This is a genomic window from Paenibacillus sp. FSL H3-0329 (genome assembly GCF_037963285.1).
In the GTDB taxonomy this organism is placed as follows: domain Bacteria; phylum Bacillota; class Bacilli; order Paenibacillales; family Paenibacillaceae; genus Paenibacillus_AQ; species Paenibacillus_AQ odorifer.
In genome coordinates this window covers 3,022,405-3,046,960 of record NZ_CP150150.1, presented here as the reverse complement: position 1 = coordinate 3,046,960, position 24,556 = coordinate 3,022,405, and the positions used below count along the sequence as shown (strand labels likewise).

The window sequence follows — 24,556 nt, the reverse complement described above, 5'->3', positions numbered from 1 at the left end:
TTCGTCACTCACTTCCCGCTAATTTCCTTGGATATACTTGGCACAAGATCGGCTTGCAGAGCAATCCGCGCTTGTCTTACCGCATTTTTAACCGCATTTCCGTCTGAAGATCCGTGCCCCTTAACTACCAATCCGCTAAGACCAAGCAGCGGTGCACCACCATGCTCTTTGTAATCCATCTTGCCCTTCAGGGCTCTAAGCTCCGGCATCAGCATAGCCGCTCCAAGCTTAGTTTTCAGAGAACGACTGAATTGCTCCTTCAGCAAAGAGAACAATGCACCTGCTGTACCCTCAAGCGACTTCAATAGGATATTACCAGCAAATCCATCGCAGACAAGCACATCGCAGTTTCCTGTCAGTACGTCGCGTGCCTCAACATTACCGATAAAATGAATGCCTGGCAAGTTCTCCAGCAGTGGATAGGCTTCTTTGGTCAGCTCGTTGCCTTTTCCAGGCTCCGTTCCTACATTTAGAAGTCCAACCCGCGGCTTAGCAATACCGTGCACTTTATTCCGATAAATGCTGCCCATCAGCGCATATTGCACCAGATGTTCAGGTTTCGCATCCATGTTAGCACCAAGATCAAGCGCAAGCACGCCAACATCATCAAGTGTCGGAATCATAGGTGCCAGCGCAGGACGTTCAATCCCCTGCATACGGCCCACTACGAGTAACCCTGTAGTCATAAGCGCCCCTGTGTTACCTGATGAAATCATAGCATCTGCTTCGCCCTCACGCACCATACGTCCAGCTACAACCATGGATGAATCTTTTTTGCGGCGAACCGCCTTAACCGGCTCTTCATCAGAACCAATAACATCTCCTGCATGCCGCACACTAAGGTTGGACGGCTTGTCCTTCAGCAGCGGCTCTAGTCTGGCTTCGTCACCTACGAGCACAATCTGCGTATCTTTCCATTCCGCGGCCGCGGACAACGCCCCCTCGACATTACATTCAGGAGCGTTGTCCCCGCCCATGGCATCAATGGCGATCAGCACTACGGTTACCCCCTTCACTATACTCTTCATTAGCGGAACGATACACTATAAAGTGGCCTTGAAATACCAATTCTTCTCCGACATAGGTGAATACGTCCACCTCTGCTTTGCCGCCTCTGCCTGCAAGTGACCGCACTTGAGCTTTAGCAATGCACTTCTCACCAAGCAGAACCATACGAACAAAGCGTATGTCGGCTGAAGCAGTCAAGGCAATTTCATCGTTAATCACAGCAACCGCAAGCGAGTTGGCTTGAGCAAACACGTAGTGGCCACGGGCGATCCCATTTCTGGAAAAGACATGATCCTCACGAATTTCAAAGATCGAAATCCCGCTCTTATCGAGCTGTAAATCCACAATATCTCCGATCACTTCATCCGCAGGCAAAGAGCGCACCTGATCATAGGAATGCTCTGCCATTTGTTTCATTCTTTCACGCAGTTCTGGTATTCCCAGCTCCATCCGGTCTAACCGAATCGTCTGAATGCTCACCTTCAGCTGACGAGTCAACTCCCGATCAGTCACAAAAGGATTGCCTGCAATTATATGTAGCAGCTGTTGCTGACGTTCTTTCTTGGACATCCGCTCGATAGCGGCTCACCTCCTGGCACATGCCAAGCGTAAACGCCTTCGGCGTCCTAATAAGGACGGTAAGCGTTTAAGCGAGAAATATAAGACATAAAGTATAGGTGCATAACTTATACTTCCTTATATTTTAAAGAAAGCATCCGGCCTCTTGAATGGCCGCTGTTATATTAGGTCAAACAATCATAAATATTATTTAGAACCAGGTACTAATATGTAGTATAAAGCATGCCGCACCAAAAATAAAGCATTGACTTCTGAGCGGAACATAAAGTACAGGTGCAAACCCTATCTTTATTATATTTAAGCAAAAAAATAGTACCTCACCGAAGTGAAGTACTACTTATTCTGAAACTATTGTTTGATGATTTCTCTTGCTTTGTAAGTTCCGCAAACTTTGCATACGTGGTGAGCTAGTTTCAACTCTCCGCATTGTTCACATTTCACCATGCCCGGCACAACCAACTTAAAGTGGGTGCGACGTTTGTCACGGCGTGTTTTAGACGTTCTACGTTGTGGTACTGCCATGTGTTCCACCTCCTCGTGATATTTCTGTCAGCCTGCTCCTCAGAGCAGGATGTGTTTTGTTGTAATGTTTCATTTGAAAAAGTCTTTCAACCCAGCGAGTCGAGGATCGATCACTGTGTTGTCGCAACTGCAGGTGCCTTCGTTCAAGTTCTGTCCGCATTTCTGACAAAGACCAAGACAGTCTGCCTTGCACAATACCGAATCCGGTAAGTGCAGTACGAAATTTTCTTCCACATACGGGATAAGATCCACAACCTCATCCTTGACGTAAATGAGATCCTCATCTTCGTCATCATCTGGAAGAACTGGCTGCTTAAGCCACTTGAAAGTCTCAGCAAAAGGAATGTTCAAATCACTTTTGACCTCCGTGAGACAACGTGAACATAACATGTCCACATCTCCACTCAGTTTCCCCACCACGTTCACACAATCGGTTCCCGCGGGCAGCGCTTTAAGGTCTACTGAGAGCGGAGCAACAGTTAGAATATCCTTGCGCCCTTTGACTACCTCGCTGACATCCACAACATCGTGAATATGTAACGGTTCGTCGGCATTCGCTAATTTGCGAAAGTGAATCTGCATACTTATCACTCCCAAACAAACAAAATTTATTATACCTAGTATTCTATACCTTTGTCAACCATTTTCCCTTTATATTGTTTCAGAAAATGCGGTGAATTATGATATAACTATTAGTGTAAATCAAAAGATCAGCTTGTGCTAACAGTATCTCAAGAAATCTACCCTACTAAACTCAATAAATATACCTTACTTATCGGAGGGAAGCCACAGTGACAACGGTTGGAATCATCGCAGAATACAATCCTTTACATAACGGACACGTGCATCACTTCACAGAAGCCAAAAGACTCTCCGGCGCAGAGCGCACCATCGTCGTCATGAGTGGTCCCTTTACCCAGCGCGGCGAGCCGGCGGCGGTTAGCAAGCAGGCCCGGACAGAGATGGCGCTGCATATGGGCGCCGACCTCGTCATTGAGCTGCCGGTGGCCTATGCCGTCCAGCCAGCCGAGTGGTTCGCGTTCGGAGCAATTGCACTGCTGGAAGCGACCGGGGTCGTGGACAGCTTGTGCTTCGGCTCCGAAGCCGGCACTTTGGGCTCGCTGCTCCCGCTGGCCAGATATCTGGCTGAGGAAAGTAGCGAGCTTCAGAGCGAGATCCGCCGCCGCATGGCGCTCGGAGCAAGCTTTCCCGCCGCCTACAGCGCAGCGGCGGCGGTGGCCTTTGAAGGGACTCTCCCGGAAACGGAGAGTCCCGGAGATGCAGGCGAGCTGCTACGCCAGCCGAATAACAGCCTTGGCCTGCATTATCTTATCGCCTTGCAGCGGCTGCACAGCAAGATAATGCCACTAACCGTTCCGCGCACGGCAGCAGGCTTCCATGATCCATTACAAGCCGACTCTTCTATTGCAAGTGCGAGGGCCATCCGCAAGCTGCTGCAAGAAGGTGGCTCTCCTGCTGCTTATATGCCGGATTATAGCGTGTCCATTTTGGAAAGAGAGCATGCAGCCGGAAGGGGTCCTCTGAGCTTAGAGAGCTTCAATATCCCTCTCCGCCATCTGCTGTCTACCCATACCGCTGCCGAGTTACAAGCAATCCACGATATGAATGAAGGCTTGGAAAACCGGATACTGCGGCTTTTACCTGAGTTGGAGCAATTCTCTGTTTCAGGCCTGCTTCACACCCTTAAGAGTAAGCGCTACACGCATACACGGCTCCAACGGCTGCTGCTACATGTTCTGTTAAATCATTCTAAAAAAGAAATGACCCCTTCCATACTAGCAGAGGGGCCCGGATATATTCGCATTCTTGGTTTTAGAGAAAGCGGACGAGCACTGCTTAAAGAGATGAAACAAAAAGCTACGTTGCCCATCGTCATGCGCCCGTCCCTTTGTTCCCATCCGCAGCTTGAGCGAGATCTTCAAGCCGCTTCCGCTTTCGCGGGAGCTTTTAAGGAACCCCGCAGAATTGATATGTACCGCGATTATTTGGAACCTCCGGTCATGGTTTGACCGGCAGTTCCTCCATATACTTCAGCGCCTCATCCAGCGTAGATACAGGCACCAGCTTCATAGATGTGCCGATTTTATCAGCTTTTGCTTTGGCTTCGTCATAATTCTTAACAGGCACGAAAAAAATCTCCGCCCCTTCTCGGTCCGCAGCCACGATCTTGTGTTTCACTCCACCGATAGCACCTACCACACCCTCAGCGTTAATCGTACCCGTCCCTGCAACCCTATGGCCTTTAGTTAAATCACCAGAAGTAAGGCGATTGTAAATTTCCATAGTGAACATTAGCCCTGCCGAAGGTCCGCCAACATTTGTATCTACAAAACTGACAGCTTTCCCTGCTTCTTTTGGTTTTACTTTTTGAACGGCGGCAATAGTGACTCCAAAACCAGGTCGAACGGCCGCGCCCTCTTTATCCTTTATTTCAACCAGCGTCACTTGTTCTTTAACTTCCTTGCCATTTCTTTGCAAAACAACAGCGACTTGATCTCCGATTTTTTTAGTGGAGAGCAGTTTAGACAGTGCTTCAGGATCGGGCACTTTTTGTCCTTCTACGCTAATGATTTTATCACCCGGCAGAAATTGTCCCTTATTACTTTCTACAGGAACCGAAAAGACGTAGAGATAATCCACTACATCCTCATATGGAATTCCCGCTGCATGATAAGCGGCCTGAACAGAATAAGACTGTGAGCTATTCATGTAAAAAACCTGCTCCGCAGCATATTCGTCTTCTGACTTATCCCCTAGCCGGGTTTCTTTTCGCACAACCTCTGAATTGGAATTAAAAGCAGAGGCGACCAATAAGGCCACATTAGCATAACTAGCAGACACCGTAGTCATCATAAACGTTCCTTCTTCAGCCGGATCGGCATTCTCCACCTTAATCATAGGGGCAACTTCAGATGCACTGCCTGGCTGATATACGATGTACGGGGTGTTCATAAAGACAAATACATACACGATAACTACAAACGTAAACAGATAAGCTGTGGCGCGGAAACCCGGCCGATGCTTCAGTTGCTTCACTGCTCTTCCCTTCTTTCCCGCGGCACATTTAGGATATGAATGATTGAACTTCATTACCGCTTCGACTAGTGGTTTGGCATGATGGTTGTCTACTCTGCATAAATTGATAACACATCGTCCATGCCTTAAGTTATGAAGAGGTGATCTGAGAAATGAAAAATATTCAAATACGCCGACTAGCTACACGCTCCACACCATTTATACCCGGGATTATGGCAATCCTGATAGCCATTGCAATTATTATCTCACCGGAGAGCTCCTTTGAGGCTTCACTCCAAGGATTGAAGCTTTGGTGGACACTCGTATTCCCTGCCCTGCTCCCCTTCCTGATGCTGTCAGAGATGCTTACCGCTTCGGGTTTCGTGCATGGTTTTGGAGTGCTTCTGGAGCCATTGATGAAAAAGGTCTTTCGTCTGCCCGGTGCCAGCGGCTGGACCTTGGCACTCGGAATCACAGCCGGATTCCCCGGTGGAGCTGGAGGGGTCATGCAGCTACACAAGCAGAACAGCATCTCTGACAAGGAAGCCGCTCGACTTGCAGCACTTACACACTTCGCCAGCCCAGTAACCATGCTTATAGTAATTGGCATAGCTTTTCTACACAGTAATTCAGCAGGTTATTTCCTGCTGGCCATCCATTGGATCTCTGGACTTCTAGCCAGCTATACCGATGCTCTGTTAAAGGGACGGTCAGCGAACACGAAACCAGTTGATAAGATTTCTGCGGACACCAAACGTCCTTCTTTATATAGTCGTGTTCAGCTTGCAGCAACAGATGCCAGAGCAAAAGACGGTCGCAGCTTCGGCAAGCTTCTCGGTGAGTCCGTAGCTAATGCCGTGCAAAGTCTGATGGTCGTGGGCGGTTACATGATTATGTTCGCTGTAGTCATCAATATCATCACTACTGTACTTCCCGCATTGCCAGCTGCTCTGCCAGCAAGCCTACTGGAAATTCATTTAGGCGCCGACGCAATCAGCAAAGGGCTGGAAAGCATTGGAACAGGTCCCTCTAGTATGCTCGGGATAGCTTTGCTGTCTGCTGCACTGGGCTGGAGCGGACTATGTGCACAACTACAGGTGCTGACCATGCTCAAACAAGCCAGAGTCAGATTTCTACCCTACGCTACGGTTCGTCTGATGCATGGACTTTATGCTTTTCTGTTAACTTTATTGCTCTGGAAACCATTGCTGGCTATCCGTAAAGCTGCTTTACCAGCACTTGCAGACTCACGCCCGACTCCAACCGGCACCATGAATGTTACGGACATATGGAGCTCTTTTCCACAGCTGCTAAGTCTGCAAGCACTTCTGCTCATCATACTGTTGGGATTATCTGCTGGAACTTATCTGGTAAGTACTATTCGCCATCGACTCGGTTAAATTTACGCTTCATCGCTTGTTCAACCTCAGGCGTCACAAAATCAGTCACATTCCCGCCGAAATGGGCGATCTCTTTAACAACACTGGAACTTAAGTAGGAATATTTCGGATTAGTCATCATAAAAATCGTTTCCGCATCGGGATCCAGGCTATGGTTGATCGATGCGTTTTGCAGCTCATATTCAAAGTCAGTAACGGTACGGATACCCCGAACTATGACCTGAGCATCTTTTTGACGAACATAATTCACTAACAGATCACGGAAGCTGTCAATTTCCACATTGGGAATATCAGCGGTTGCCTGTCTTAATAGCTCTGTCCGTTCATCTACAGTAAACAGCGGGTTTTTACTCAAATTATTAAGCACCGTTACAATCAAACGGTCGAATTGCTTGGATGCGCGCCGAATAATATCCATATGTCCCATAGTCACGGGATCAAAGGTACCTGGATAAATGGCAACACGTTCTTTTCTAATTTGCTGACTCATTCTCTACCTCCTCACCAGCTTCACTTTCCTCTGTAGGATTAGCTTCATACTGGTAAATAGAAATTGTCGTTTCTCCGTATACGGCCTGACGCAGCCTATAAAATCCTGGAATATCTTCAGGATAGGCATAACTTGATTCATGCTCCAGAACAATAATCGCGTCCTCTTGCAGCATTCCTTTTTCGACCATCATAAGCATAAGCTCATCCCCGTGCTTCAAGCGATAGGGAGGGTCCAAAAAGACCAAATCAAAAACTTTTCCCCGCTTCTCCAGCGCACCTAGCGCCCTTCCAGCTTCATTACGGTACACCTGCGCTTGTTCTTCCAGCTTGGTAGCCTTCAGATTGGCGCGGATCGTGTCGATACTTTTAGGATCCATATCAACAAATACACCGCTTTCCATCCCTCTGCTTAAGGCTTCGATCCCCAAACCGCCAGTACCGGCGAACAAATCCAGCACCGCTCCACCTTCGAAATATGGGCCTACCATGCTAAATACAGCTTCCTTCACCTTATCGGTCGTAGGCCTTGTCCCACTTCCCGGAACACTCTTCAGTGGCCTTCCTTTTGCACTTCCCGATACCACTCTCACTGTTATTCACCCGCTCTATATCTCTGTTTGTTATGCCCAAAAGGGCATAAGTCCACGCCTATCGTAACACATTTGCGCGATGAAATAAAAAATTTGTCTAGATATGAAATAAGAAGGCGAAACAGCTTATTCAGAGAAATAAGTCATCTTAATGTATAAGATTGGACTTCCAGGGACATCATGTAATTATCGACACCACAAATGTCGTAGACAACCGCGGAGCAGGCTTACGTTTCCCCATAAGCTCTTCGTCCGGTTTCTCCTCTCCCATGAAAGGGGCCCTAGAGATAGGGCCCCGAATTTATGTTTAACGGTTTTATAAACACAAAAAGACTACCCTTTCGGCAGCCTTTTCAGCAGCAACTATTTCACAAATCTTCCGATAAACTCAGAAACTACGCTCTCATACTTAACCGGATCCATGCGGAAAGCTTCTCCGTGACCCGCATTAGGAACGATGTAAAGCTCCTTCTCGACCGGACTATTCTCATATACCGTATGAACCATTTCCGTAGGAACAAAAGTATCATTATCGCCATGAATAAACAGGGTTGGCGTTTTAGATTTCTTCACCTGTTCTAAGGCTGAGGCTTCACCAAAGGAATAACCTGCCCGAATCTTTGTTAGCATACTGGTCGTATCTACAATTGGAAAGGCGGGGAGATGGTACATTCTTTTTAATTGAAAGGTAAGCTCGTCCTTCACTGAGGTATAACCGCAATCTTCCACAATTGCTTTAACATTAGCTGGTAAATCCTCTCCGCTTGTCATCATAACGGTAGCTCCCCCCATGGAAACACCGTGCAGGATGATCTGTGTATCCTCACCATTTGCTTTTAGGGCACTCTGAATCCACTTCAGGTAATCCTTACGTTCAGGCCATCCAAATCCGATATAGTCACCGCCACTTTCACCATGTCCTCTGGCATCCGGCAGCAAAATATTATATCCAAGTCTCTCATAATACATTCTGGCATATCCACTCATTTGAGTTGCATTTCCAGCATACCCATGAGCAACAATAACTGTCTTATCGGAATGTTCAGGGGCAGCTAAATAGTACGCTTTAAGCTGTATTCCGTCATCAGAATCTATCTCCCATCTATCAAAGCTCTGGGTATCCCACCACTCTTGGTCTGCCTTCGAGGTATCTTTAGATTGTTCTACCTCTGGACTGGACTGCAGGTCAGGGCTTTCATTTAAGAAATCCTTTGAAGCACGTGCAATAGCAACATGATAGAAATAAAAACTTCCCACAGTCACAACAATGATTAAAAGTACAATAACAGAAGAAATTCCGATCATCATTTTTTTCTTCAAACTAGCTCTCTCCTAAATAAAATTTAACAGTATTAATCTATGTTATCAGACTAAGATACCATGTATATTTGAATATTCAAAATCACAGTATTGTAAACTCATGTTATTCACTACGTGATTAGTATTCTTTTAATTCATTAATTTATATAGCTTTAATGGACACAACATTTACAAAAAAAAGCCCCAAGTCGGCAAAATGCCAACATGGAGCCCTGCTATTTTAGAAATTTAGAACATACATGCACTTGTAATAATTACTAATAAGATGAACAATACTAAGATTGCGCCTGTAGAAGTAAAAGCGCCACCAACCTGACCATATTCAGCACCCATGAGAAGACCTCCTCCGTATTTAGAATACAATATATAATATGTATTTATCCCCCTAGAAGATTGGGCGTACGGTTAAAAAAAAAGACCTCCACTGGGCTACCAGCGAGGTTATGAGCTCAACATCTAATCAGAAACTAAAATACCATCAAAGCTTTCCGGACCCACACGTACTGTACCGAGAAGATTAGAAGATACAAATGCTGTATAAGTGAGCTGAGGTGTAATGGCTGGTAAGAAATCCGCTGCTGAAAAGGTTATTACTTGCGGAGCCAGAAGACTAAGAGAAAAAGTAGAAGTAGCAGAATACACTTTTGGATCAGTAGCCAAGGTTCCTCTTACAATCGTAATTGTGATACCTACTAAAGCTAACGGAAGCGTTACAGATATCGTTCCTTTAAGAAGAACGCGTGGATTGGTAGTCACTCCAGCCGTTAACAACCCAATCTGTCCAAAGAGCTGCGGCGTGTTAAGTACCGTAATAGGAATAGATATAGAGTTGGCGAGGCTGGCATTTTGAGATGTTCTTGCATCAAGGTAAGTTCCCATCGTTGCACCCCCTTTATATATTGGCATACCATAATATATTAGTGTTCTCGATAGAATGCATAGCCACATTACCAGTGTAAAACGATTGTTTTATAAAACTCATAGGCAAAATCTATTTATCATCTTTTTTCGTCCCATCCCTTTTATTAAACGCCAGTTCAAACAACCCGGTCGCTGATAGTCCCGCAAGCCCCCCCGCCCAGAGTCGCAGAATCAGATTCATATCAGTGAACGGATAGGCAACTGCTCCAACCAGCAAGCCAATACCCAACCCCACAACTGGCACAATGTTCCGCGGAAGTTCAATGCTATTCTTCACAAGTTGTACTAGTGCCATTACAAAAACAGCTAGGACTGAAGCAAAGGCAAGCACACTGTTGAGAGCATCGTTATACATGTTTTTTAATCCTCCTTATTTCATTTTTTACTTTCTGTTACAAGTAAACCTGCACGGTTCAGAACCGTTAATATGCGATAGAAATCGTAACTGCCACCCGATGGAGTATCGAGAAGTCCTGCCGCAGTCGCTGTTTTCACAGCCGCCTCAGCCCATGCAGGGACATTCATGACTGCTCGATTTTCAATTAATGCCACCCGATCTCTAAGCTTAGTGATCGACTGCCCCTGTTCTTGCACACCTGTTTTCAGCGTATCCCTGCTAGCTGTAAGAACTGCAATAAGGGCACGCAGTTCCTTTACTTCCGATTCTAGACTAACAAGCTTTTGCTTATCCTCTGCGGACATCTCATCATCTCCTCCCATGGATTTGTCGTCATATTGATACAGATTATAGGTATTCATAATTTGAATCAGCTTAGCTGCATAGTTCGGATCAGTAGCGTAGCCAGCTGCGGCAATCTCTTGTGCGGCCGCCTTGCCACTCGCACCGAGAACCTTGCTGTAAAGGTTGCGATTCCATGAGACTCCATTCACAATCAATTCGGAGTGATCCGCGATAGATTCTCCCCAGTTGTTGTAGGCTCGAAAAGGGGCATTAACTTTAACAGCTTTACCGTTAATATATTCAGTAGTTTGTACAGTAATGCTGCCAGCAGGTCCACTTCCTTTGATCCCAAACAAATTATTCGCTTTCACAGTCAATCCACTGCTGCCCCAGCCTGACTCCAGAGCCGCTTGAGCAATGGTTAACGAAGCGGGAACCTTAGTGAGCTGCATGTCCTTTACAGCAAAATTTGCAATCTTCGCTATAAACTCGCCTTCTGTCATCTCATCACATCCTCTCCATTTATTAAATGCGAGGCATCATAAAATGACTGTGCTTATCCCCTACTAACATTGTGTTTTTACTAGATTCGTATCCGCTATAGGACTCAGCTGACCTTATACGCAGCATTAGCTCACATTTGGAATGTTAACGGACTCCATAGCCGCAATTGGCACCAAAATCACTCAATATCATGCTCTTCATATGGAATAGTGTCACTGGGGTCCGAAACCATGCTCAAATGGTTAAATACATGCTAATAACGTCATCCGGGTCCTTAAGCTTAAGCAGACTGAATATGACTCGGCGGTGTAAAAGCAGCCAAACAACGCTCCAAAAAAGGAGCAGCGGTTCTCCTATTATTGGAGAACCGCTGCTCCTTTATCTTTTCATGACATCGACATCTGCTATCCACTGTGATCAAGCACTTTTCCCGTGTTTAGCTAATTTCCGATCTCACTAATCCCTGTAAATGTATCAGTTGCTCTCTCACCTTCACAACTTCCCCTACTATAATAAGAGCAGGATTTTTAATCTTTGTGGCCACTGCCAGCTTATCGATATTCTCCAGCGTGCCTGTCACTGTTCGTTGGCAAGCAAATGTACCATTCTCAATCAACGCAATCGGTGTTTGGGCATCTTTTCCGTGTATTAAGAGTTGTTCACGAATATGGCTTAATTGACTAACTCCCATATAAATAACAAGAGTATCTACACTATGCGCTAACCGGTTCCATTGTATAGGAGCAACATGCTCAGGGCAGCGACTACCCGTGACGACGGCAAAAGACGCTGCAATACCACGATGTGTCAGGGGAATTCCAGCGGAAGCGGCTACACCGATTGCGGAAGTTATACCCGGAATGACTTCATAAGGAATACCAGCTTGCACGACAGCCAGTGCTTCTTCCCCGCCTCTGCCGAATACGAAGGGGTCTCCACCCTTGAGTCGGACCACTCTATGGCCTTCGCTAGCATATTGAATGAGCAGCCCGTTAATTTTCTCCTGTGACATTGAATGCTGGCCTGGAGATTTACCACAATAGATTACTACTACTCCGGCTTTGGCATAGTTAAGCAATTCTTCATTTACCAAGCGATCATATAAAATAACGTCTGCTTCTTGGATTCGCCGCATTGCTTTTATCGTTATAAGTTCTGGATCTCCCGGTCCCGCTCCAACTATAGCTACGCATCCCGGCTTCATATCGTTTTCTCCAACACAACCTGTTCCAGCACAACAGAATCTCCGCGACCCGTCGATACATCAGACGCAGGAGTTAAGCGACTGCCCTTGAAACTTTTTTGAGAGAGATAGAATAGAATTCCAGTAAACAGAACACCTCCAATAAAATTTCCAAGGAGAACAGGAATGCCGTTCCATAACCACCAGTCACCAAAGCTAACACTCGCTCCCAGCATCATCCCTGCAGGGATCACGAACATATTTACGACGGTGTGCTCAAACCCCTGTCCAAAAAAAGTTAGGATTGGCAGCCACATGGCAATGATTTTACCGGAGGTAGAGCTCGAAGTCATAGCCATAACAGCCCCTAAGGTAACCATCCAGTTACAGAGCATGGCTTTAATAATAACTAACAGCATTCCGTCTCCACCCATATTTTTATAGGCAATGGTCTTGGCCTCACTTGTATTAATGAGGGTTTGAATCATTGGATGACTCATATCTGTGCCCATTTTTGTAATCGTAAGGCCATAAAGAACAGCGTATACCGCACAACCGAGCAGATGTCCGAATATAACCCATAAATAGTTGTTCAACATCCGCTTCGTTGTTGTCTTCTTTTCCAGAACCGCCAGAGGGATCAGCGCAAAACTGCCTGTCACTAGCTCTAGACCAAGTAGAATAATCATTACGAACCCTACCGGAAAAATAATAGCTCCTACCATAGGAATCCCGGTCTGCGCCGCAGCTGTAAATGCAAGTGTAGTAGCACAAGCCAGAATCGCTCCACCCAGACTACCTCTCACCAATAACTGCAGGATAGATAACTCTGCTTTGTTCTTGCCGCTTTCAATCATAGCGTTCAGCACTTCACGTGGTTTGATATAATCCATGATTAATCCCCCTTCAACGGTCTTTTCTTTAAATGGTTACATAGATCGAACCACTATTAGGATCAATTTCTACATCAAATGTAACAACACAGCCTTTATCTGGCTCCATAGCAACTCCACTATGCAGGTCAATCTTCCAGTCGTGCAGAGGACAGTGAACCTTCGTACCACATACCATCCCTTCGGATAATGCGCCACCTTTATGAGGACATTTATTCTCTACCGCAAGAACCTCACCATCTGAAAGTCGAAATAACGCGATCTCCATGTCATTGACCCTAAAAGTTCGTGAACCCCTTGTATCAATATCAGTTACTTTACCAACGAGCATTTTGGTTATAGTCATCATTAGCCCCCCTTTAAACACTCTCTATTTGTGCAATAGCTTCGAAATTCTTACGTAGTTCTGGCTCATTCACAATTTGTTTCCAAGGATCAGTAGTGAGCCCCAGCACTGTCTCAATTCGTTCTTTGAGCGCCAAGCGCTCCTCCTGACTTTCAAGAGCTTTCTTTATATTGTCTACCCCTACTCGTTCAACCCAGTGTGCAGTTCTCTCATTCCAGCCGGCCTGCTCACGGTAATATTGTAAGAACGCACTTGCCCATTCGACTACCTCTTCTTCAGTCTTCACCACACATAGAAGATCCGTGGCCCGCACATGTACCCCTCCATTCCCACCAATATGCAGTTCCCATCCACCATCTATCGCCACAACACCAAAATCTTTAATCGTCGCTTCCGCACAATTACGAGGACATCCGGAAACCGCAAGTTTCACTTTACCCGGCGCATTCAGGCGTTCGAATTGTTTTTCCAGTGTAATCCCCATACTGATCGCATCCTGAGTGCCAAATCGGCAGAAGGTAGACCCCACACAGGTCTTCACTGTACGTAACGTTTTGCCATAAGCATGCCCGGAAGGCATATCCAGCTCCTCCCACATCTTAGGCAAGTCTTCCTTCTTAACGCCAAGCAAATCTAGTCTTTGTCCTCCAGTAAACTTCACCATAGGAACAGCAAATTTCTCGGCAACCTCTGCAATCTTCTTCAATTCTGCAGGTGAAGTTACCCCCCCATAGATTCGCGGAACCACAGAGTAAGTCCCGTCCTTCTGAATGTTGGCGTGATATCGCTCGTTTGTATAACGAGACTCTTTCTCGTCTATATATTCCTCAGGCCACAACATGCCCAGATAATAGTTCAGCGACGGGCGGCATTTCGCACAACCTTCCTCCTGACTCCACTCCAGAACATTCATCACTTCTTTAACTGTCATTAGCTTCATTCTTTTTATCTCAGAAACAATTTCATCACGGTTCAGCGTTGTACAGCCACATATTCCTTCTTTAACTACGGTGACCGCATCACCTGCATAGAGTTGCAATAACCCTTCTACAAGTGGTTTACAGCCCCCACAGGAAGCGGATGCTTTGGTGCACGCCTTAATTTGCCCTACACTGGTACAGCCTCCAGACTCAATCGCTTCAGCAATAGTCCCCTTCGAAACACCATTACATCCACAAATGATTTCATCTTCCGGCATAACTTCCAACCGATTCCCTTGCGTCGATGAGAACACATCCGCTGAGATTCCTAATAACAGTTCCTTTTCTCTTCCACTAATATTTTCTTTATTCTTAATTATCGAGAACAAGTGAGCACCGTCGCTGGTATCACCAAATAGTACTGCCCCGATTAACATGTCATCTTGTATAACTAGCTTTTTGTAGACTCCTTCTATTTCATCCTGATATCGCAGCGCCCTGGATCCGTCCGGCTCGGTGAATTGTCCTGCTGAGAATACATCAACACCAGATACTTTCAGCTTGGTAGAAGTTACAGAACCCATGTATCCTTCAACCTTAACTCCAGCCAGCCTTTTTGCTAATACGGCACCTTGTTCATATAAAGGAGCTACCAGACCATAAGCGATTCCTCGGTGCTCGGCACATTCCCCCAGAGCAAAGATACCGGGGATATTCGTCTCCATATAATCATTTACGATAATTCCGCGGTTGATCTGCACACCACTTTTCTTTGCCAATTCAACATTTGGTTTAATCCCAACTGCCATGACAATAAGATCCGCATCGGCTGTGCTACCATCTGTGAATAGTAAACCTCTTACTCTCTTCTTACCTAAAATCGCCTCGGACTGCTTATGGAGCAGAAATCTCATTCCTTGCGCTTCCAGCTCTCTTCTGAGCATTACTGATGCAGCTTCGTCCAGCTGGCGCTCCATAATATAATCGTGGATATGCACTACAGTGACTTCCATTCCCAGATGTAACAGACCTCTAGCCGCTTCCAGCCCTAGCAGGCCTGCACCGATGACAATCGCCTTTTTATAAGATCCTGCAGTCTCCTGCATGATCTGGCAATCCTTAATATCACGAAAAGCAATGACCCCTTCTTTATCCGCACCCGGTATCGGCAACATAAAGGGATTCGATCCTGTAGCTAGGATTAACTCATCGTATTCGGCAGTGATCCCCTTATCGGAATATACCTTTCGACTCTCACTGTCTATTGAAGTCACCGTATGTCCCATATACAACTTAATACCTTGGCTGTGATACCACTCCAGATCATTGATGATGATCTCACTCATATTCGCTCCACCAGCAAGAACGGAAGATAACATGATCCGGTTATAGTTAGGATAAGGTTCCGAGCCAAAGATGGTAATCTCATACCCCTCAGGATTTAATTTGAGCAAATGTTCAATCGTACGAACCCCCGCCATTCCATTGCCGACTAACACCAGTTTCTTGCGCGCAGCTATCATCTATATCTCTCCTCTCCGTTTGGAAAACCCAAAAAGCCCGCTCCACTCCACACGGAAACTTACATTTCCATTGCGATAAGTGAAAGCAGGCGCCATTGCCGCTTCAGTCGAATACACCGTTGTATTCGTGAATGATTAATTTGTTAAACCGACTATACAACAGGAATCAGAGAACGTCAACAATTATGACATATAAAATTTAAAAATCTTAAATTCGTCGACAACCCATCGTTTCTGTGTTATATAAAATAACATAACGATTAAGAAAGGGCGTCGAACTATGCATTCCCTGTTGATTATTCAGAATAGCACGACAGAGAAGGACACAGCCGAGCGCTCAAATAGTAAAACGGATGCCATTCTCCGTTCCTCCGGATATATTGTCACAGTAGCCGTTACACAAGAAGAAGCTGTGGCACGGATCAAAGACGCTGATGCTTCCATACTCCATTTACCCATCACAGAGATCAATAGCTGGGGTACTTTACTAATGAGTCATAAGATTGCACCAATCCTTTGGTGGTGTACTGACGAAACAGCCACACTTTCACTTGCTGCATGTGAAGATAATATCATGGTGGATGGTGTATTATCGCCTTCCATGCTCTCACAGGAGATCCATTGGATCCTTCATTTCAGTGCCAAGCAATGTTTCGAAAGACAACAATGGCGTAAAGAGCGAGAACAGCTGCATGCTCGAATCGAAGAACGGAAATGGATTGATATGGCTAAAGGTATCCTGTCCAAGGTCAAGAATATTTCCGAATCTGAAGCTTATGATCTTCTCCGTAAACAAGCAATGAATGAACGTAAACGTATGGTTGATGTAGCTACTTCAATCGTTAGAGTCTATCAATTACTGCAAGATCAAACCTAAGGGGGGAATATACCTATGATCAACATTTTAAAAGAAGTCGCCCGAGGCAAAAGAGGCGCCCGAGATTTAAATTATGAAGAGTCTACATATGCCGCAGAATCTATACTCGGACGAACAGCATCTCCTGCTCAGATTGGAGCCTTTCTGGCTGCTGAGCGGATTAAGCTAGAAAGCGTAGAAGAACTTGAAGCTTTCGTCTACGTTTTACGTAAATATGCGCATCGCGAACCCCTTTTTGCGGAAGGTCTTGATTGCGCCGGACCCTATGATGGTAGAAAATCCTCATTCATCGCAACTTTTCCCACTGCATTTCTATTGTCCGCGGCCGGACTGCCAGTCACACTACACGGTACTGCTTCTCTGCCTCCTAAATGGGGAATCACTTTACAAGATATCATCTATCAATCTGGGATTGAGAAAACTGCGCTAGAACGTAAAAAAGCCATTGCAGCTGCTAACAAGAGTAATGTACTATTTGCCGATGCTGAAGAATGGTGCCCTCCTCTAGGCGACCTTCGCAGCATCCGTGAGGAAATTGGTATGAGAACCTTATTCAACACCGCCGAGAAGCTGATTGACTACGCCTGCTCTCCTTTTATTATCTTCGGGATATACCATAATACAGTCTTTGACCGATTATCTAGATTACTCATAAAGCTTGGTTATCAAAAGGCGTTAATTGTCCAAGGGGTGGAAGGCTCCGATGATCTTTTCATCGACCGACCTACCCGCGTTTACACTGTCGAGAACGGTGTGGCGGCTCTTGATATTATTGATCCGGAAGGATTTGGTTTGGATACAATTGTTCCTGAAGTCCATTGGACACCACATCAACAGCTAATGACAGCTGAGGCAGTTCTACAGGGCGGCGGTCACATGGCTTTCTATAATCAAACTCTGCTGAACGGTGCAGCAAGATTACATCTAGCTGGAAAGGTCAACTCTATCGAGGAAGGGCTGTATACCTGCAAAAGCTTATTGGATAATGGTGAAGCTTGGAGCGTATATGTGAAATGGAGGGGTGCACTTCTCGGTAGCACAAGCGGTGCCTTAGGTCCTGCATAATGCATTTTCACCTCATTTTACCCGGACAATATGTAATTATTAGTAAATCTAGCTTGTGAATCCCGTAGAATTAGCGTAATATATAGTAATAATTTACTATATAGGAGGGTCTAACAGACTATGCCTTCATATTATTTTAAAGAAGTATGGACACCCTTACGCTGGGTAGGTATAAAGTTTTTTCGTGATGATGATGGATTCTTATGGATCAAATGGTGGGCAAAACCCAGAAAACGGTTACGTTAACGCATAATATTTCATATGCAATAATACATAGGTTCAGCAGTGAGTTAATTATAATAATCTGCGTTTGCCACCACCTCCGCTCTAAGCATTGGTTTGCTAGCGGAGGTCTTTAGGCATCTTTCCTGATGAAATCCTTCAAATTCAATTAAAAAGAGCACCCATCGCTAAAGTACTAGCAACTGATGCCCCTATTTACTAATTCCCTACTTTTGCCCCAAATGAACGTGCCAAGAGTACCGCCTGTTCCATATCCATCCGCACTCCCTGTAGATCCAGACTCTTTAAATCAATGCCTTCAACAATCGCTTCCCGCATATCCGCTCCCTTAAGCTTGCATTGAGACAATTGTACACGGCTCAAATCCGCTCCACGCAAGTCACTTTTTTGCAAATTACAGCCCATTAAATCCGCTTCTGTAAATCGAATCCCCCGCAGATCCTGTCTGCTTAGATTGGTATGTCTAAGGTTCGTGTACGACCAGTCCCCTCCAAGCAGCGAGATTCCGTCCAAATAAGCGTTTGAGAAATCCGATCCTACCATCTTGCAATCTTCAAATTTAGATACAAACAGGTTCGCTCCCGTAAATTTACAATTGGTAAAAGCTGAACCTTTATGGTGAGACGCATTAAGCATGGCTCCTGTAAAATCACAATCAATAAATCGACAGCCAATAGAGTTCATCTCTTCCATAGAAGTGCCTTTGAAGGAGCATTGCTCGAATGTGCAGTTGTTTAACTCACCATCCTGCAAGCTTCCTTGGTCAAAATTGTGATTACGGAACGTTTCATTAAGGTATTGGTACATATAAGTCTCATCACCTTCATCAGTATTAAAAAAATTAATTCTTAATTAAAAATAGCACTTTAGTAGATTGTTCTCAACATTCCCTTTCGATATAATAGCAAATAAACAATGGGGAGGTAAATTATGGATGTGTCCAGCAGGAAAGAACCATTCCGTTATGTTATGAACCATCCGCTTGAATGCTGGATTGAAGTTCCGCTTAACAATTCCGGTCCAGGTGCTGGAAAGTTAACAGAGGCTGTATTACTCGATCTTAGCCGTTCGGGTTGTAAAGTACGCACCCCTTTGAATCTTCGATTCACGGCAAGAGATACCAGGCTTATTATTCATCTTCGATTAAATGAGGAGAAGCTTCAGCTCTTATGCAGCGCCCGTTGGGGTTGGATGTTTGGACTTGGCCAATATCAATATGGAGTTAAATTCCGCTTGGACGAAAATGAGGAAGACCGCCTAATAAGAGAGCTTGAGACATGGACCGCCACCCTTCGGGTTGAAGGTCTGTAGAACTTACCATAACAGATGCCCTTCACTTAGAAGGACGTCTTTTTTTTGCACAAAAACGAAGACAAAGCTAAATCGCTCTGCCTCCGTTCTAAAAACTATTCCGCCATGTGGTTAGGCGTCCACTCTTTTTTTAACGAGCTTGATGATGACTGCTATAAGGAGAACTGCTATCACCGCTTCAAATAGAAGAGGAGCTAGATTCAAATGACCCTGTGTAAGCTGTATCCCACTTCGGGTATCGGTCTCAGCTATGACCTCGAACTGGAATACACTTTCCCAAGCAGTGAAGTTACTATTGAAAATCAAATATTCCAAATAGGATATTCCATTCTGTAACAAATACGCAGTGGCCAGCCCAATCCATACTCGCCCCTTAAATTTCATACTTCGCGCAACCGTAATGGAGACCATCAAGGTAAGCATGATATAACCGGCAAACCAATATGCCTGCAAAAGAACTAACAATCCCACTGTCCAGAAATTCTCTGGAAGAACTAATGTGGAATACATCGAGAGATACACGCCTAAATGCATCAAAGCTATTAAAATAATACCCAGCAGCAGAGCTAAAAAAAGTACTAACGGAGAAAGGACTGTGTTCAGGGTTCTTACGGGCAATAGGCGACGATTATAGGAATTTATATTGTTAAAAAAGGTTCGTGCTGCCATGACAAGAAAGATCAGCCCTGCGATGACATAAGTTAATCCGTTCAAAATAAACCTTTCATAGTCATGTAATTTAGTGAACCCCAACCCGATCTGCGCCAGAATTATGATTACAAAAACAGCAAGGAACTTATCCCTATCTCGTCTAAAATCGTACTTCACTAGCTTTAGCATTCTGCGTACACCTCTCTGAACAGTTCATCTATGCTTTTGCCTTGGCGAAGCCGGATATCCTCTACCGCCGTATGCATCACAATTTCTCCCTCTTTTATAAAAATCACATCATCAAAGATCCGCTCAATATCCGATACTAAATGGGTTGATAAGAGAATGGTACTATCCTCTTCATAAAACTCTACCAATGCATTAAGAATTTTTGTTCTAGCTACCGGATCTACACCACCAATGGGTTCATCCAACAAATAAAGGCTAGCTCGGCGTGATAGAGCAAGTGTAAGCTGTAAACGTTCATTCATCCCTTTGGACAGATCCTTTACCTTATCTTGCGGACTTAGCTTCATAAACTCCAACATTCGCGAGGCTTTAGTCAGATCAAAATCAGGATAGAAGTCAGTTTGGAACTTTAGAGCATCAGAAACACTCATCCAAGATTCTGTAAGCGGCTTATCAGGCATAAACGATACCACCGCTTTACTTTCTGTTCCTACAGAACCCCCAATGACCGATACACGACCGGTCGTAGGCTGTGACAGCCCGGCGATGATTTTCATAAGTGTACTTTTGCCGCTGCCGTTACTGCCTAACAGTCCCGTGATCTTACCCGCACTCAGATTAAAGGATACCTCGCGGAGGGCATGCTTGGAACTATATTTTTTTGTAACTTCATGAACCTCAAGTATATTTTCCAACTTGCGTATCCCCCTATTCTCCATCCTTATTGCGGATATTCTCCGCCACCGCCGCTAAAATATCTTCGCCTTGAAAGCCAAGATCCTGCATACCACGAATGAAACGATCCAGCACATCTTTTGCCATTTCTTTTTTGATAGTCAGGATAGTACCTTCATTACTTGTGACGTATCTTCCCATTCCACGCCGGGTTTCCACGATTTCTTCACGCTCCAGTTCCTGAAAAGTTCTTTGCACCGTATTCGGATTAATCTGCAGCTCACTGGCAAGTTCTCGTACCGAGAGGATTTTATCTCCTGGTTTCAGCTTACCTGTGACGATTTCACCTTTGATGTAATTCATGATCTGTATATAAATCGGCAGGTTGTTATCGAATTCGATTGTCATGATTAAGCAACATCCCTTCGTCTAAAGACGGAGAAACCTATGAGAAGAAAGACAACTGTGTATAAGACAAGCATCACGATGGAAAAGGTCAGCGTCATTCCAGGCATAGGTGCTCCTCCACCTTCATAAGCAGATAAATTTAAGTTAGGAAACAGAACATATTTGTAAAAATCACGGGAAATAATCAATTTGTCTATCATTAGCGCAAACATAGTAGCCCCAATGGTTACCCCAGTTGAAGTGGTTAATACCCCCAGCATAAAAGCAAGTGTTCCATACACAACCGTACTAACGAGATTATACAATAGGTTTGTAAGCATCTCACTCATACCCGCTTCTCCACCACTTAGTCCAAACCACAAAGCCCCTGTTCCAAAAACGGCTATACCTCCGATGACGGTCAAAGTCAAAGCATACAACAGTACAACCACATATTTGGATGCGAGGATTGCTGTACGGCTTCTGGCGCGGATAAGCAAGAACTTGATGGTTCCTTGACTATACTCTTTTGAGACAATACCTGCTGTTCCGATGATCGCAAGAATTGTAATCACTTGGCCAATCCCTTGGGAAAGCAGCATCATTGCTGAAAAATCATAAGCTGATTCAAACATGTCAGGTGAAACAGAATGAACAATATAACCTAATAGCAGGGATAATAGAATTAATATCACATATGGCACAATAAATGTGCGTTTCTTTGAGATCTTGAGCCATTCATTAACAATAAGATTATTGAAGTTACGCAATGCGGTTTCCTCCTGTCCATTTCAAGAAATCTTCCTCAAGACTCTGTTTATTCTCCGTAATCCGGAAAATTCCCACACCTTCATCACTAAAAGCAGATACAAGCTCCGGTACTCTGCTATCAAGCAGACTTACTATCACTTCAGAACGAGCGCTGTCCATGGAGGCCAATTCCGCATAATCTAAACGCTCCAAGAGGTTTATCGCCGCTTCAACCGATCCTACACGGATGGTTAGCTTTACTTGTGCGGTTGCTTCCTGCTCTTCACCAATCGCAGTTACGGTTACCAGCTTACCATTCTGGATTACGATAGCCCGATGGCATATTTGTTCAATTTCAGTGAGCAAGTGGCTGGAAATTAGAATAGAGATGCCTTCCACTTCGGCGATGGTACGCATATAATCACGCATTTCCCGTATTCCAGCCGGATCAAGTCCGTTCGTAGGCTCATCTAAAATCAATAACTTGGGCCGATTGAGTAGCGCCTGAGCAATCCCTAGACGTTGGCGCATGCCCAGCGAATAAGCCTTTACTTTTTTATTCATCGCTTCTTGAAGTCCTACCAGTTCTACAACCTCATCTATTCTGCCAGCCTCAATATTATCCGTCATTCTTTGGTACTGCTTCAGATTATCAAGTCCAGTCATATACGGATAAAACTCTGGATTCTCAATTATCGCACCGATATGGCCAATCGCCTGCTTAAAATCATTCCTTACACTGTGACCTTGGATAATCACATCGCCTTCACTCATCCGTATTAAACCCGTCATCATTCGAATCGTTGTGGTCTTACCTGCACCGTTTGGACCTAACAACCCAACAATTTCACCCTTACGGATATCAAATGTCAGCTTATCCACAATCGGTCTTCCTTTGATAATCTTACTTACCTCATTCATTTGCAGAACGACTGAATCTTTCATCTCTACACCACTCCCCTGTTTCATGCGGATCCTCCCTGCCAACTAATGTATTGTTCATTCGTTTTATTGTGTCAGTGTTATAGTTGAATAGTACACTAATATGTTATTGAAGTAAAGCCCAAAATGATAAGTTAATGCAAATAAGGGCTTTCTATTAGACTATTAGCCAAGCAAAAAATTTATATGAACATAGATTAGATAACAAAGGAGGAATTACAAATGAAAAAAGAAGTTCATGTATCGCAGACTTACCCTCGCTTGACCGTGTACGATGAAGAAAACTTCAATGGACGCCGTAGAATATATACTGGCAACCTGGGTATTCGTAATACGGACAACATCCTCGATGGTATTGAGAGCCTTCGGTTCTTCTCTACTAGCAGCAATGCTACACTGGTACTTTTCACTAGAACACGGTTTAGAGGGAACTTCCGTGTACTTCGCGGGAACCGCAACATTAGGGATCTGGATGATTTCATTTCAGGTAATGACGTGGAGTCCATTATTTCTACTAACCAACGCTTAACCCTCGAACAAATCCGTAATATCCGCAGCAGCGGTAACTTGCCTTCGGGATATCGTTTGATCTAATTTTTAGAGGACGCAGTTTAAGCCATAAGCTTAAGGTGCGCCCTCTTTTATTTTCCGCTATAATGTCTCCATACATATTAAACAGGAAAGAAGGCTACTTTATGGAACCGATCGTTTCTACTCGATGGCTGCTTGCTCGGTTATACGAGCCTGAACTTGTTATAGTTGATTGCCGTTTTTTACTTACTGACCCGGAAGCTGGACGTAAAGCCTATACAGAAGATCATATTCCCGGCGCAGTTTATCTACATCTGGAAGAACAACTCTCCGCTCCTGTAAGCTCACACGGGGGACGCCACCCACTGCCAGAAATTTCAAAGCTAACTGCCGCACTTAGTAAGGTTGGTATTAACAGAGATAGTATTGTTGTTGCTTATGATGATCAAGGTGGTGCCTACGCTTCCCGTCTGTGGTGGATGCTTAAATATTTGGGGCATGAACGTGTGTTTGTAATGGATGAAGGCTACTCTGCTTGGAAAAAAGCATCCTTCCCCGTCAGTGATCATCAAGCGGTTCGGATTCCTAGCCAGTATGAAGCAGATGTTCAGAAGAAGATGCTTGCTAGCATGGAAGATGTGCAAAATGTAGTTAACGCCGGTGGCGCACTATTGATTGATTCCCGCGAGTCCCGTCGCTATGAAGGTTTGGAAGAACCGATTGATCCGAAGGCAGGTCATATTCCTGGGGCGATCAATAAGTTCTGGAAGGATGTTCTCGATGAGCAAGGGCGCTGGAAATCAACTGAGGTGCTGAAAGAGCATTATGAAGGAATTGATCCTGAGCAAGAGGTTATTGTGTACTGCGGTTCAGGTGTAAGTGCTTGCCCTAATGTGCTCGCGCTAGGCAAAGCCGGGTACAAGAATGTTAAGCTGTATGCGGGAAGCTGGAGTGATTGGATTTCATATGAGGAGAATCCGGTGGCTACGGGAGAGGGTTAAGCGTTCGTTTTTATT

The 24,556-nt window shown here is 44.9% G+C and carries 29 protein-coding genes; 7 read left to right on the top strand and 22 right to left on the bottom strand.

Going from position 1 to position 24,556, the window contains the following annotated elements:
- Positions 1-8 precede the first annotated feature (8 nt).
- The 4 genes from plsX to NSQ66_RS13340 form a co-directional block, all read right to left on the bottom strand.
- Positions 9-998 carry a phosphate acyltransferase PlsX gene (gene plsX / locus NSQ66_RS13355; RefSeq protein ID WP_038570599.1) on the bottom strand — a complete coding sequence of 330 codons (990 nt, stop codon included), beginning with the start codon at positions 996-998 and terminating at the stop codon, positions 9-11.
- The gene (fapR, locus tag NSQ66_RS13350) at positions 982-1,578 is read right to left on the bottom strand and encodes a transcription factor FapR (protein ID WP_036686484.1); all 597 of its coding nucleotides are present in this window, start codon (positions 1,576-1,578) and stop codon (positions 982-984) included. Before fapR ends, plsX begins: the two co-directional genes overlap by 17 nt.
- Before the next feature lie 357 nt (positions 1,579-1,935).
- A complete protein-coding gene (gene rpmF, locus NSQ66_RS13345; protein ID WP_019911234.1) occupies positions 1,936-2,109 on the bottom strand; it encodes a 50S ribosomal protein L32 in 174 nt (57 codons plus the stop codon).
- Positions 2,110-2,178: 69 nt separating this feature from the next.
- Entirely contained in the window at positions 2,179-2,691 is a 513-nt protein-coding gene (locus NSQ66_RS13340; protein ID WP_036686482.1) for a DUF177 domain-containing protein, read from the bottom strand.
- 209 nt (positions 2,692-2,900) lie between these two features.
- Here NSQ66_RS13340 and NSQ66_RS13335 point away from each other — a divergent pair, with 209 nt between their 5' ends.
- Positions 2,901-4,139, top strand: a complete 1,239-nt coding sequence (locus NSQ66_RS13335; protein ID WP_339279708.1) for a nucleotidyltransferase — start codon at positions 2,901-2,903, stop codon at positions 4,137-4,139.
- Here the strand turns inward: NSQ66_RS13335 and NSQ66_RS13330 are convergent.
- Complete coding sequence (locus NSQ66_RS13330; RefSeq protein ID WP_036686478.1) at positions 4,129-5,166, bottom strand: SepM family pheromone-processing serine protease; 1,038 nt, start codon at positions 5,164-5,166, stop codon at positions 4,129-4,131. The two genes, NSQ66_RS13335 and NSQ66_RS13330, sit on opposite strands and share 11 nt — an antisense overlap.
- A 152-nt stretch (positions 5,167-5,318) precedes the next feature.
- On the opposite strand from NSQ66_RS13330, the gene NSQ66_RS13325 reads away from it, so the two are divergent.
- On the top strand, positions 5,319-6,545 hold the full coding sequence (locus NSQ66_RS13325; protein ID WP_051491461.1) for a nucleoside recognition domain-containing protein: 1,227 nt from the start codon (positions 5,319-5,321) through the stop codon (positions 6,543-6,545).
- On the opposite strand, the gene coaD is transcribed toward NSQ66_RS13325, so the two are convergent.
- From coaD to nirB, 11 genes are all read right to left on the bottom strand, one after another.
- Complete coding sequence (gene coaD, locus NSQ66_RS13320; RefSeq protein ID WP_036686476.1) at positions 6,523-7,035, bottom strand: pantetheine-phosphate adenylyltransferase; 513 nt, start codon at positions 7,033-7,035, stop codon at positions 6,523-6,525. The two genes, NSQ66_RS13325 and coaD, sit on opposite strands and share 23 nt — an antisense overlap.
- Positions 7,019-7,627 (bottom strand): 16S rRNA (guanine(966)-N(2))-methyltransferase RsmD, encoded by a 609-nt coding sequence (gene rsmD, locus NSQ66_RS13315; protein WP_036686473.1) that lies wholly within the window; start codon positions 7,625-7,627, stop codon positions 7,019-7,021. Before rsmD ends, coaD begins: the two co-directional genes overlap by 17 nt.
- 363 nt (positions 7,628-7,990) lie before the next feature.
- Positions 7,991-8,947 (bottom strand): alpha/beta hydrolase, encoded by a 957-nt coding sequence (locus NSQ66_RS13310; RefSeq protein WP_036686471.1) that lies wholly within the window; start codon positions 8,945-8,947, stop codon positions 7,991-7,993.
- Positions 8,948-9,175: 228 nt separating this feature from the next.
- On the bottom strand, positions 9,176-9,280 hold the full coding sequence (locus tag NSQ66_RS13305) for a sporulation protein YjcZ (RefSeq protein WP_080742482.1): 105 nt from the start codon (positions 9,278-9,280) through the stop codon (positions 9,176-9,178).
- A gap of 123 nt (positions 9,281-9,403) precedes the next feature.
- The gene (locus NSQ66_RS13300) at positions 9,404-9,826 is read right to left on the bottom strand and encodes a hypothetical protein (RefSeq protein ID WP_036686469.1); all 423 of its coding nucleotides are present in this window, start codon (positions 9,824-9,826) and stop codon (positions 9,404-9,406) included.
- A 112-nt stretch (positions 9,827-9,938) separates the two neighbouring features.
- The gene (locus tag NSQ66_RS13295; RefSeq protein ID WP_036686468.1) at positions 9,939-10,223 is read right to left on the bottom strand and encodes a holin; all 285 of its coding nucleotides are present in this window, start codon (positions 10,221-10,223) and stop codon (positions 9,939-9,941) included.
- Positions 10,224-10,243: 20 nt separating this feature from the next.
- Entirely contained in the window at positions 10,244-11,053 is an 810-nt protein-coding gene (locus tag NSQ66_RS13290) for a glycoside hydrolase family 73 protein (RefSeq protein WP_036686466.1), read from the bottom strand.
- Positions 11,054-11,490: 437 nt separating this feature from the next.
- Positions 11,491-12,258 (bottom strand): uroporphyrinogen-III C-methyltransferase, encoded by a 768-nt coding sequence (gene cobA, locus NSQ66_RS13285; RefSeq protein WP_036686464.1) that lies wholly within the window; start codon positions 12,256-12,258, stop codon positions 11,491-11,493.
- Complete coding sequence (locus tag NSQ66_RS13280) at positions 12,255-13,130, bottom strand: formate/nitrite transporter family protein (RefSeq protein ID WP_036686462.1); 876 nt, start codon at positions 13,128-13,130, stop codon at positions 12,255-12,257. Before NSQ66_RS13280 ends, cobA begins: the two co-directional genes overlap by 4 nt.
- A 28-nt stretch (positions 13,131-13,158) precedes the next feature.
- A complete protein-coding gene (gene nirD / locus NSQ66_RS13275) occupies positions 13,159-13,476 on the bottom strand; it encodes a nitrite reductase small subunit NirD (protein WP_170914222.1) in 318 nt (105 codons plus the stop codon).
- Positions 13,477-13,489: 13 nt separating this feature from the next.
- Entirely contained in the window at positions 13,490-15,916 is a 2,427-nt protein-coding gene (nirB, locus tag NSQ66_RS13270) for a nitrite reductase large subunit NirB (protein WP_141118497.1), read from the bottom strand.
- 283 nt (positions 15,917-16,199) lie between these two features.
- Here nirB and NSQ66_RS13265 point away from each other — a divergent pair, with 283 nt between their 5' ends.
- Positions 16,200-16,796 carry an ANTAR domain-containing protein gene (locus NSQ66_RS13265; protein ID WP_036686455.1) on the top strand — a complete coding sequence of 199 codons (597 nt, stop codon included), beginning with the start codon at positions 16,200-16,202 and terminating at the stop codon, positions 16,794-16,796.
- A 9-nt stretch (positions 16,797-16,805) separates the two neighbouring features.
- Entirely contained in the window at positions 16,806-17,861 is a 1,056-nt protein-coding gene (locus tag NSQ66_RS13260) for an anthranilate phosphoribosyltransferase (protein ID WP_036686453.1), read from the top strand.
- Between the two features lie 441 nt (positions 17,862-18,302).
- Here the strand turns inward: NSQ66_RS13260 and NSQ66_RS13255 are convergent, their stop codons facing one another.
- The gene (locus NSQ66_RS13255; RefSeq protein ID WP_036686451.1) at positions 18,303-18,911 is read right to left on the bottom strand and encodes a pentapeptide repeat-containing protein; all 609 of its coding nucleotides are present in this window, start codon (positions 18,909-18,911) and stop codon (positions 18,303-18,305) included.
- 123 nt (positions 18,912-19,034) lie between these two features.
- On the opposite strand from NSQ66_RS13255, the gene NSQ66_RS13250 reads away from it, so the two are divergent.
- Entirely contained in the window at positions 19,035-19,415 is a 381-nt protein-coding gene (locus NSQ66_RS13250) for a PilZ domain-containing protein (RefSeq protein WP_036686449.1), read from the top strand.
- A 111-nt stretch (positions 19,416-19,526) separates the two neighbouring features.
- Here the strand turns inward: NSQ66_RS13250 and NSQ66_RS13245 are convergent, their stop codons facing one another.
- The 5 genes from NSQ66_RS13245 to NSQ66_RS13225 are packed head-to-tail and all read right to left on the bottom strand — an operon-like array spanning position 19,527 to position 23,036.
- Positions 19,527-20,255 (bottom strand): hypothetical protein, encoded by a 729-nt coding sequence (locus tag NSQ66_RS13245; RefSeq protein ID WP_036686447.1) that lies wholly within the window; start codon positions 20,253-20,255, stop codon positions 19,527-19,529.
- Positions 20,249-20,950, bottom strand: coding sequence for an ABC transporter ATP-binding protein (locus NSQ66_RS13240; protein ID WP_170914223.1), 702 nt, complete (start codon positions 20,948-20,950; stop codon positions 20,249-20,251). The genes NSQ66_RS13245 and NSQ66_RS13240 overlap by 7 nt, the downstream gene beginning before the upstream one ends.
- A 13-nt stretch (positions 20,951-20,963) precedes the next feature.
- Positions 20,964-21,338 (bottom strand): GntR family transcriptional regulator, encoded by a 375-nt coding sequence (locus tag NSQ66_RS13235; RefSeq protein ID WP_036686443.1) that lies wholly within the window; start codon positions 21,336-21,338, stop codon positions 20,964-20,966.
- Positions 21,339-21,340: 2 nt separating this feature from the next.
- Positions 21,341-22,087 (bottom strand): DUF2705 family protein, encoded by a 747-nt coding sequence (locus NSQ66_RS13230; protein WP_036686441.1) that lies wholly within the window; start codon positions 22,085-22,087, stop codon positions 21,341-21,343.
- Entirely contained in the window at positions 22,080-23,036 is a 957-nt protein-coding gene (locus NSQ66_RS13225) for an ABC transporter ATP-binding protein (protein ID WP_235219535.1), read from the bottom strand. The genes NSQ66_RS13230 and NSQ66_RS13225 overlap by 8 nt, the downstream gene beginning before the upstream one ends.
- Positions 23,037-23,231: 195 nt before the next feature.
- Between NSQ66_RS13225 and NSQ66_RS13220 the strand changes: the two genes are divergently transcribed.
- Together NSQ66_RS13220 and NSQ66_RS13215 are read left to right on the top strand one after the other, a co-directional pair.
- The gene (locus NSQ66_RS13220; protein ID WP_036686439.1) at positions 23,232-23,603 is read left to right on the top strand and encodes a hypothetical protein; all 372 of its coding nucleotides are present in this window, start codon (positions 23,232-23,234) and stop codon (positions 23,601-23,603) included.
- Positions 23,604-23,704: 101 nt separating this feature from the next.
- Entirely contained in the window at positions 23,705-24,541 is an 837-nt protein-coding gene (locus tag NSQ66_RS13215; RefSeq protein ID WP_036686437.1) for a sulfurtransferase, read from the top strand.
- Positions 24,542-24,556: the final 15 nt, after the last annotated feature.

Excerpts from the sequence above, each read along its gene's own strand:
- fapR (WP_036686484.1), bottom strand. The coding sequence starts at position 1,578 with ATGTCCAAGAAAGAACGTCAGCAACAGCTGCTACATATAATTGCAGGC.
- rpmF (WP_019911234.1), bottom strand. The coding sequence starts at position 2,109 with ATGGCAGTACCACAACGTAGAACGTCTAAAACACGCCGTGACAAACGT.
- NSQ66_RS13340 (WP_036686482.1), bottom strand. The coding sequence starts at position 2,691 with ATGCAGATTCACTTTCGCAAATTAGCGAATGCCGACGAACCGTTACAT.
- NSQ66_RS13325 (WP_051491461.1), top strand. The coding sequence starts at position 5,319 with ATGAAAAATATTCAAATACGCCGACTAGCTACACGCTCCACACCATTT.
- coaD (WP_036686476.1), bottom strand. The coding sequence starts at position 7,035 with ATGAGTCAGCAAATTAGAAAAGAACGTGTTGCCATTTATCCAGGTACC.
- NSQ66_RS13305 (WP_080742482.1), bottom strand. The coding sequence starts at position 9,280 with ATGGGTGCTGAATATGGTCAGGTTGGTGGCGCTTTTACTTCTACAGGC.
- NSQ66_RS13300 (WP_036686469.1), bottom strand. The coding sequence starts at position 9,826 with ATGGGAACTTACCTTGATGCAAGAACATCTCAAAATGCCAGCCTCGCC.
- NSQ66_RS13295 (WP_036686468.1), bottom strand. The coding sequence starts at position 10,223 with ATGTATAACGATGCTCTCAACAGTGTGCTTGCCTTTGCTTCAGTCCTA.
- NSQ66_RS13290 (WP_036686466.1), bottom strand. The coding sequence starts at position 11,053 with ATGACAGAAGGCGAGTTTATAGCGAAGATTGCAAATTTTGCTGTAAAG.
- cobA (WP_036686464.1), bottom strand. The coding sequence starts at position 12,258 with ATGAAGCCGGGATGCGTAGCTATAGTTGGAGCGGGACCGGGAGATCCA.
- NSQ66_RS13280 (WP_036686462.1), bottom strand. The coding sequence starts at position 13,130 with ATGGATTATATCAAACCACGTGAAGTGCTGAACGCTATGATTGAAAGC.
- nirD (WP_170914222.1), bottom strand. The coding sequence starts at position 13,476 with ATGACTATAACCAAAATGCTCGTTGGTAAAGTAACTGATATTGATACA.
- NSQ66_RS13265 (WP_036686455.1), top strand. The coding sequence starts at position 16,200 with ATGCATTCCCTGTTGATTATTCAGAATAGCACGACAGAGAAGGACACA.
- NSQ66_RS13255 (WP_036686451.1), bottom strand. The coding sequence starts at position 18,911 with ATGTACCAATACCTTAATGAAACGTTCCGTAATCACAATTTTGACCAA.
- NSQ66_RS13250 (WP_036686449.1), top strand. The coding sequence starts at position 19,035 with ATGGATGTGTCCAGCAGGAAAGAACCATTCCGTTATGTTATGAACCAT.
- NSQ66_RS13245 (WP_036686447.1), bottom strand. The coding sequence starts at position 20,255 with ATGCTAAAGCTAGTGAAGTACGATTTTAGACGAGATAGGGATAAGTTC.
- NSQ66_RS13235 (WP_036686443.1), bottom strand. The coding sequence starts at position 21,338 with ATGACAATCGAATTCGATAACAACCTGCCGATTTATATACAGATCATG.
- NSQ66_RS13225 (WP_235219535.1), bottom strand. The coding sequence starts at position 23,036 with ATGAAACAGGGGAGTGGTGTAGAGATGAAAGATTCAGTCGTTCTGCAA.
- NSQ66_RS13220 (WP_036686439.1), top strand. The coding sequence starts at position 23,232 with ATGAAAAAAGAAGTTCATGTATCGCAGACTTACCCTCGCTTGACCGTG.
- NSQ66_RS13215 (WP_036686437.1), top strand. The coding sequence starts at position 23,705 with ATGGAACCGATCGTTTCTACTCGATGGCTGCTTGCTCGGTTATACGAG.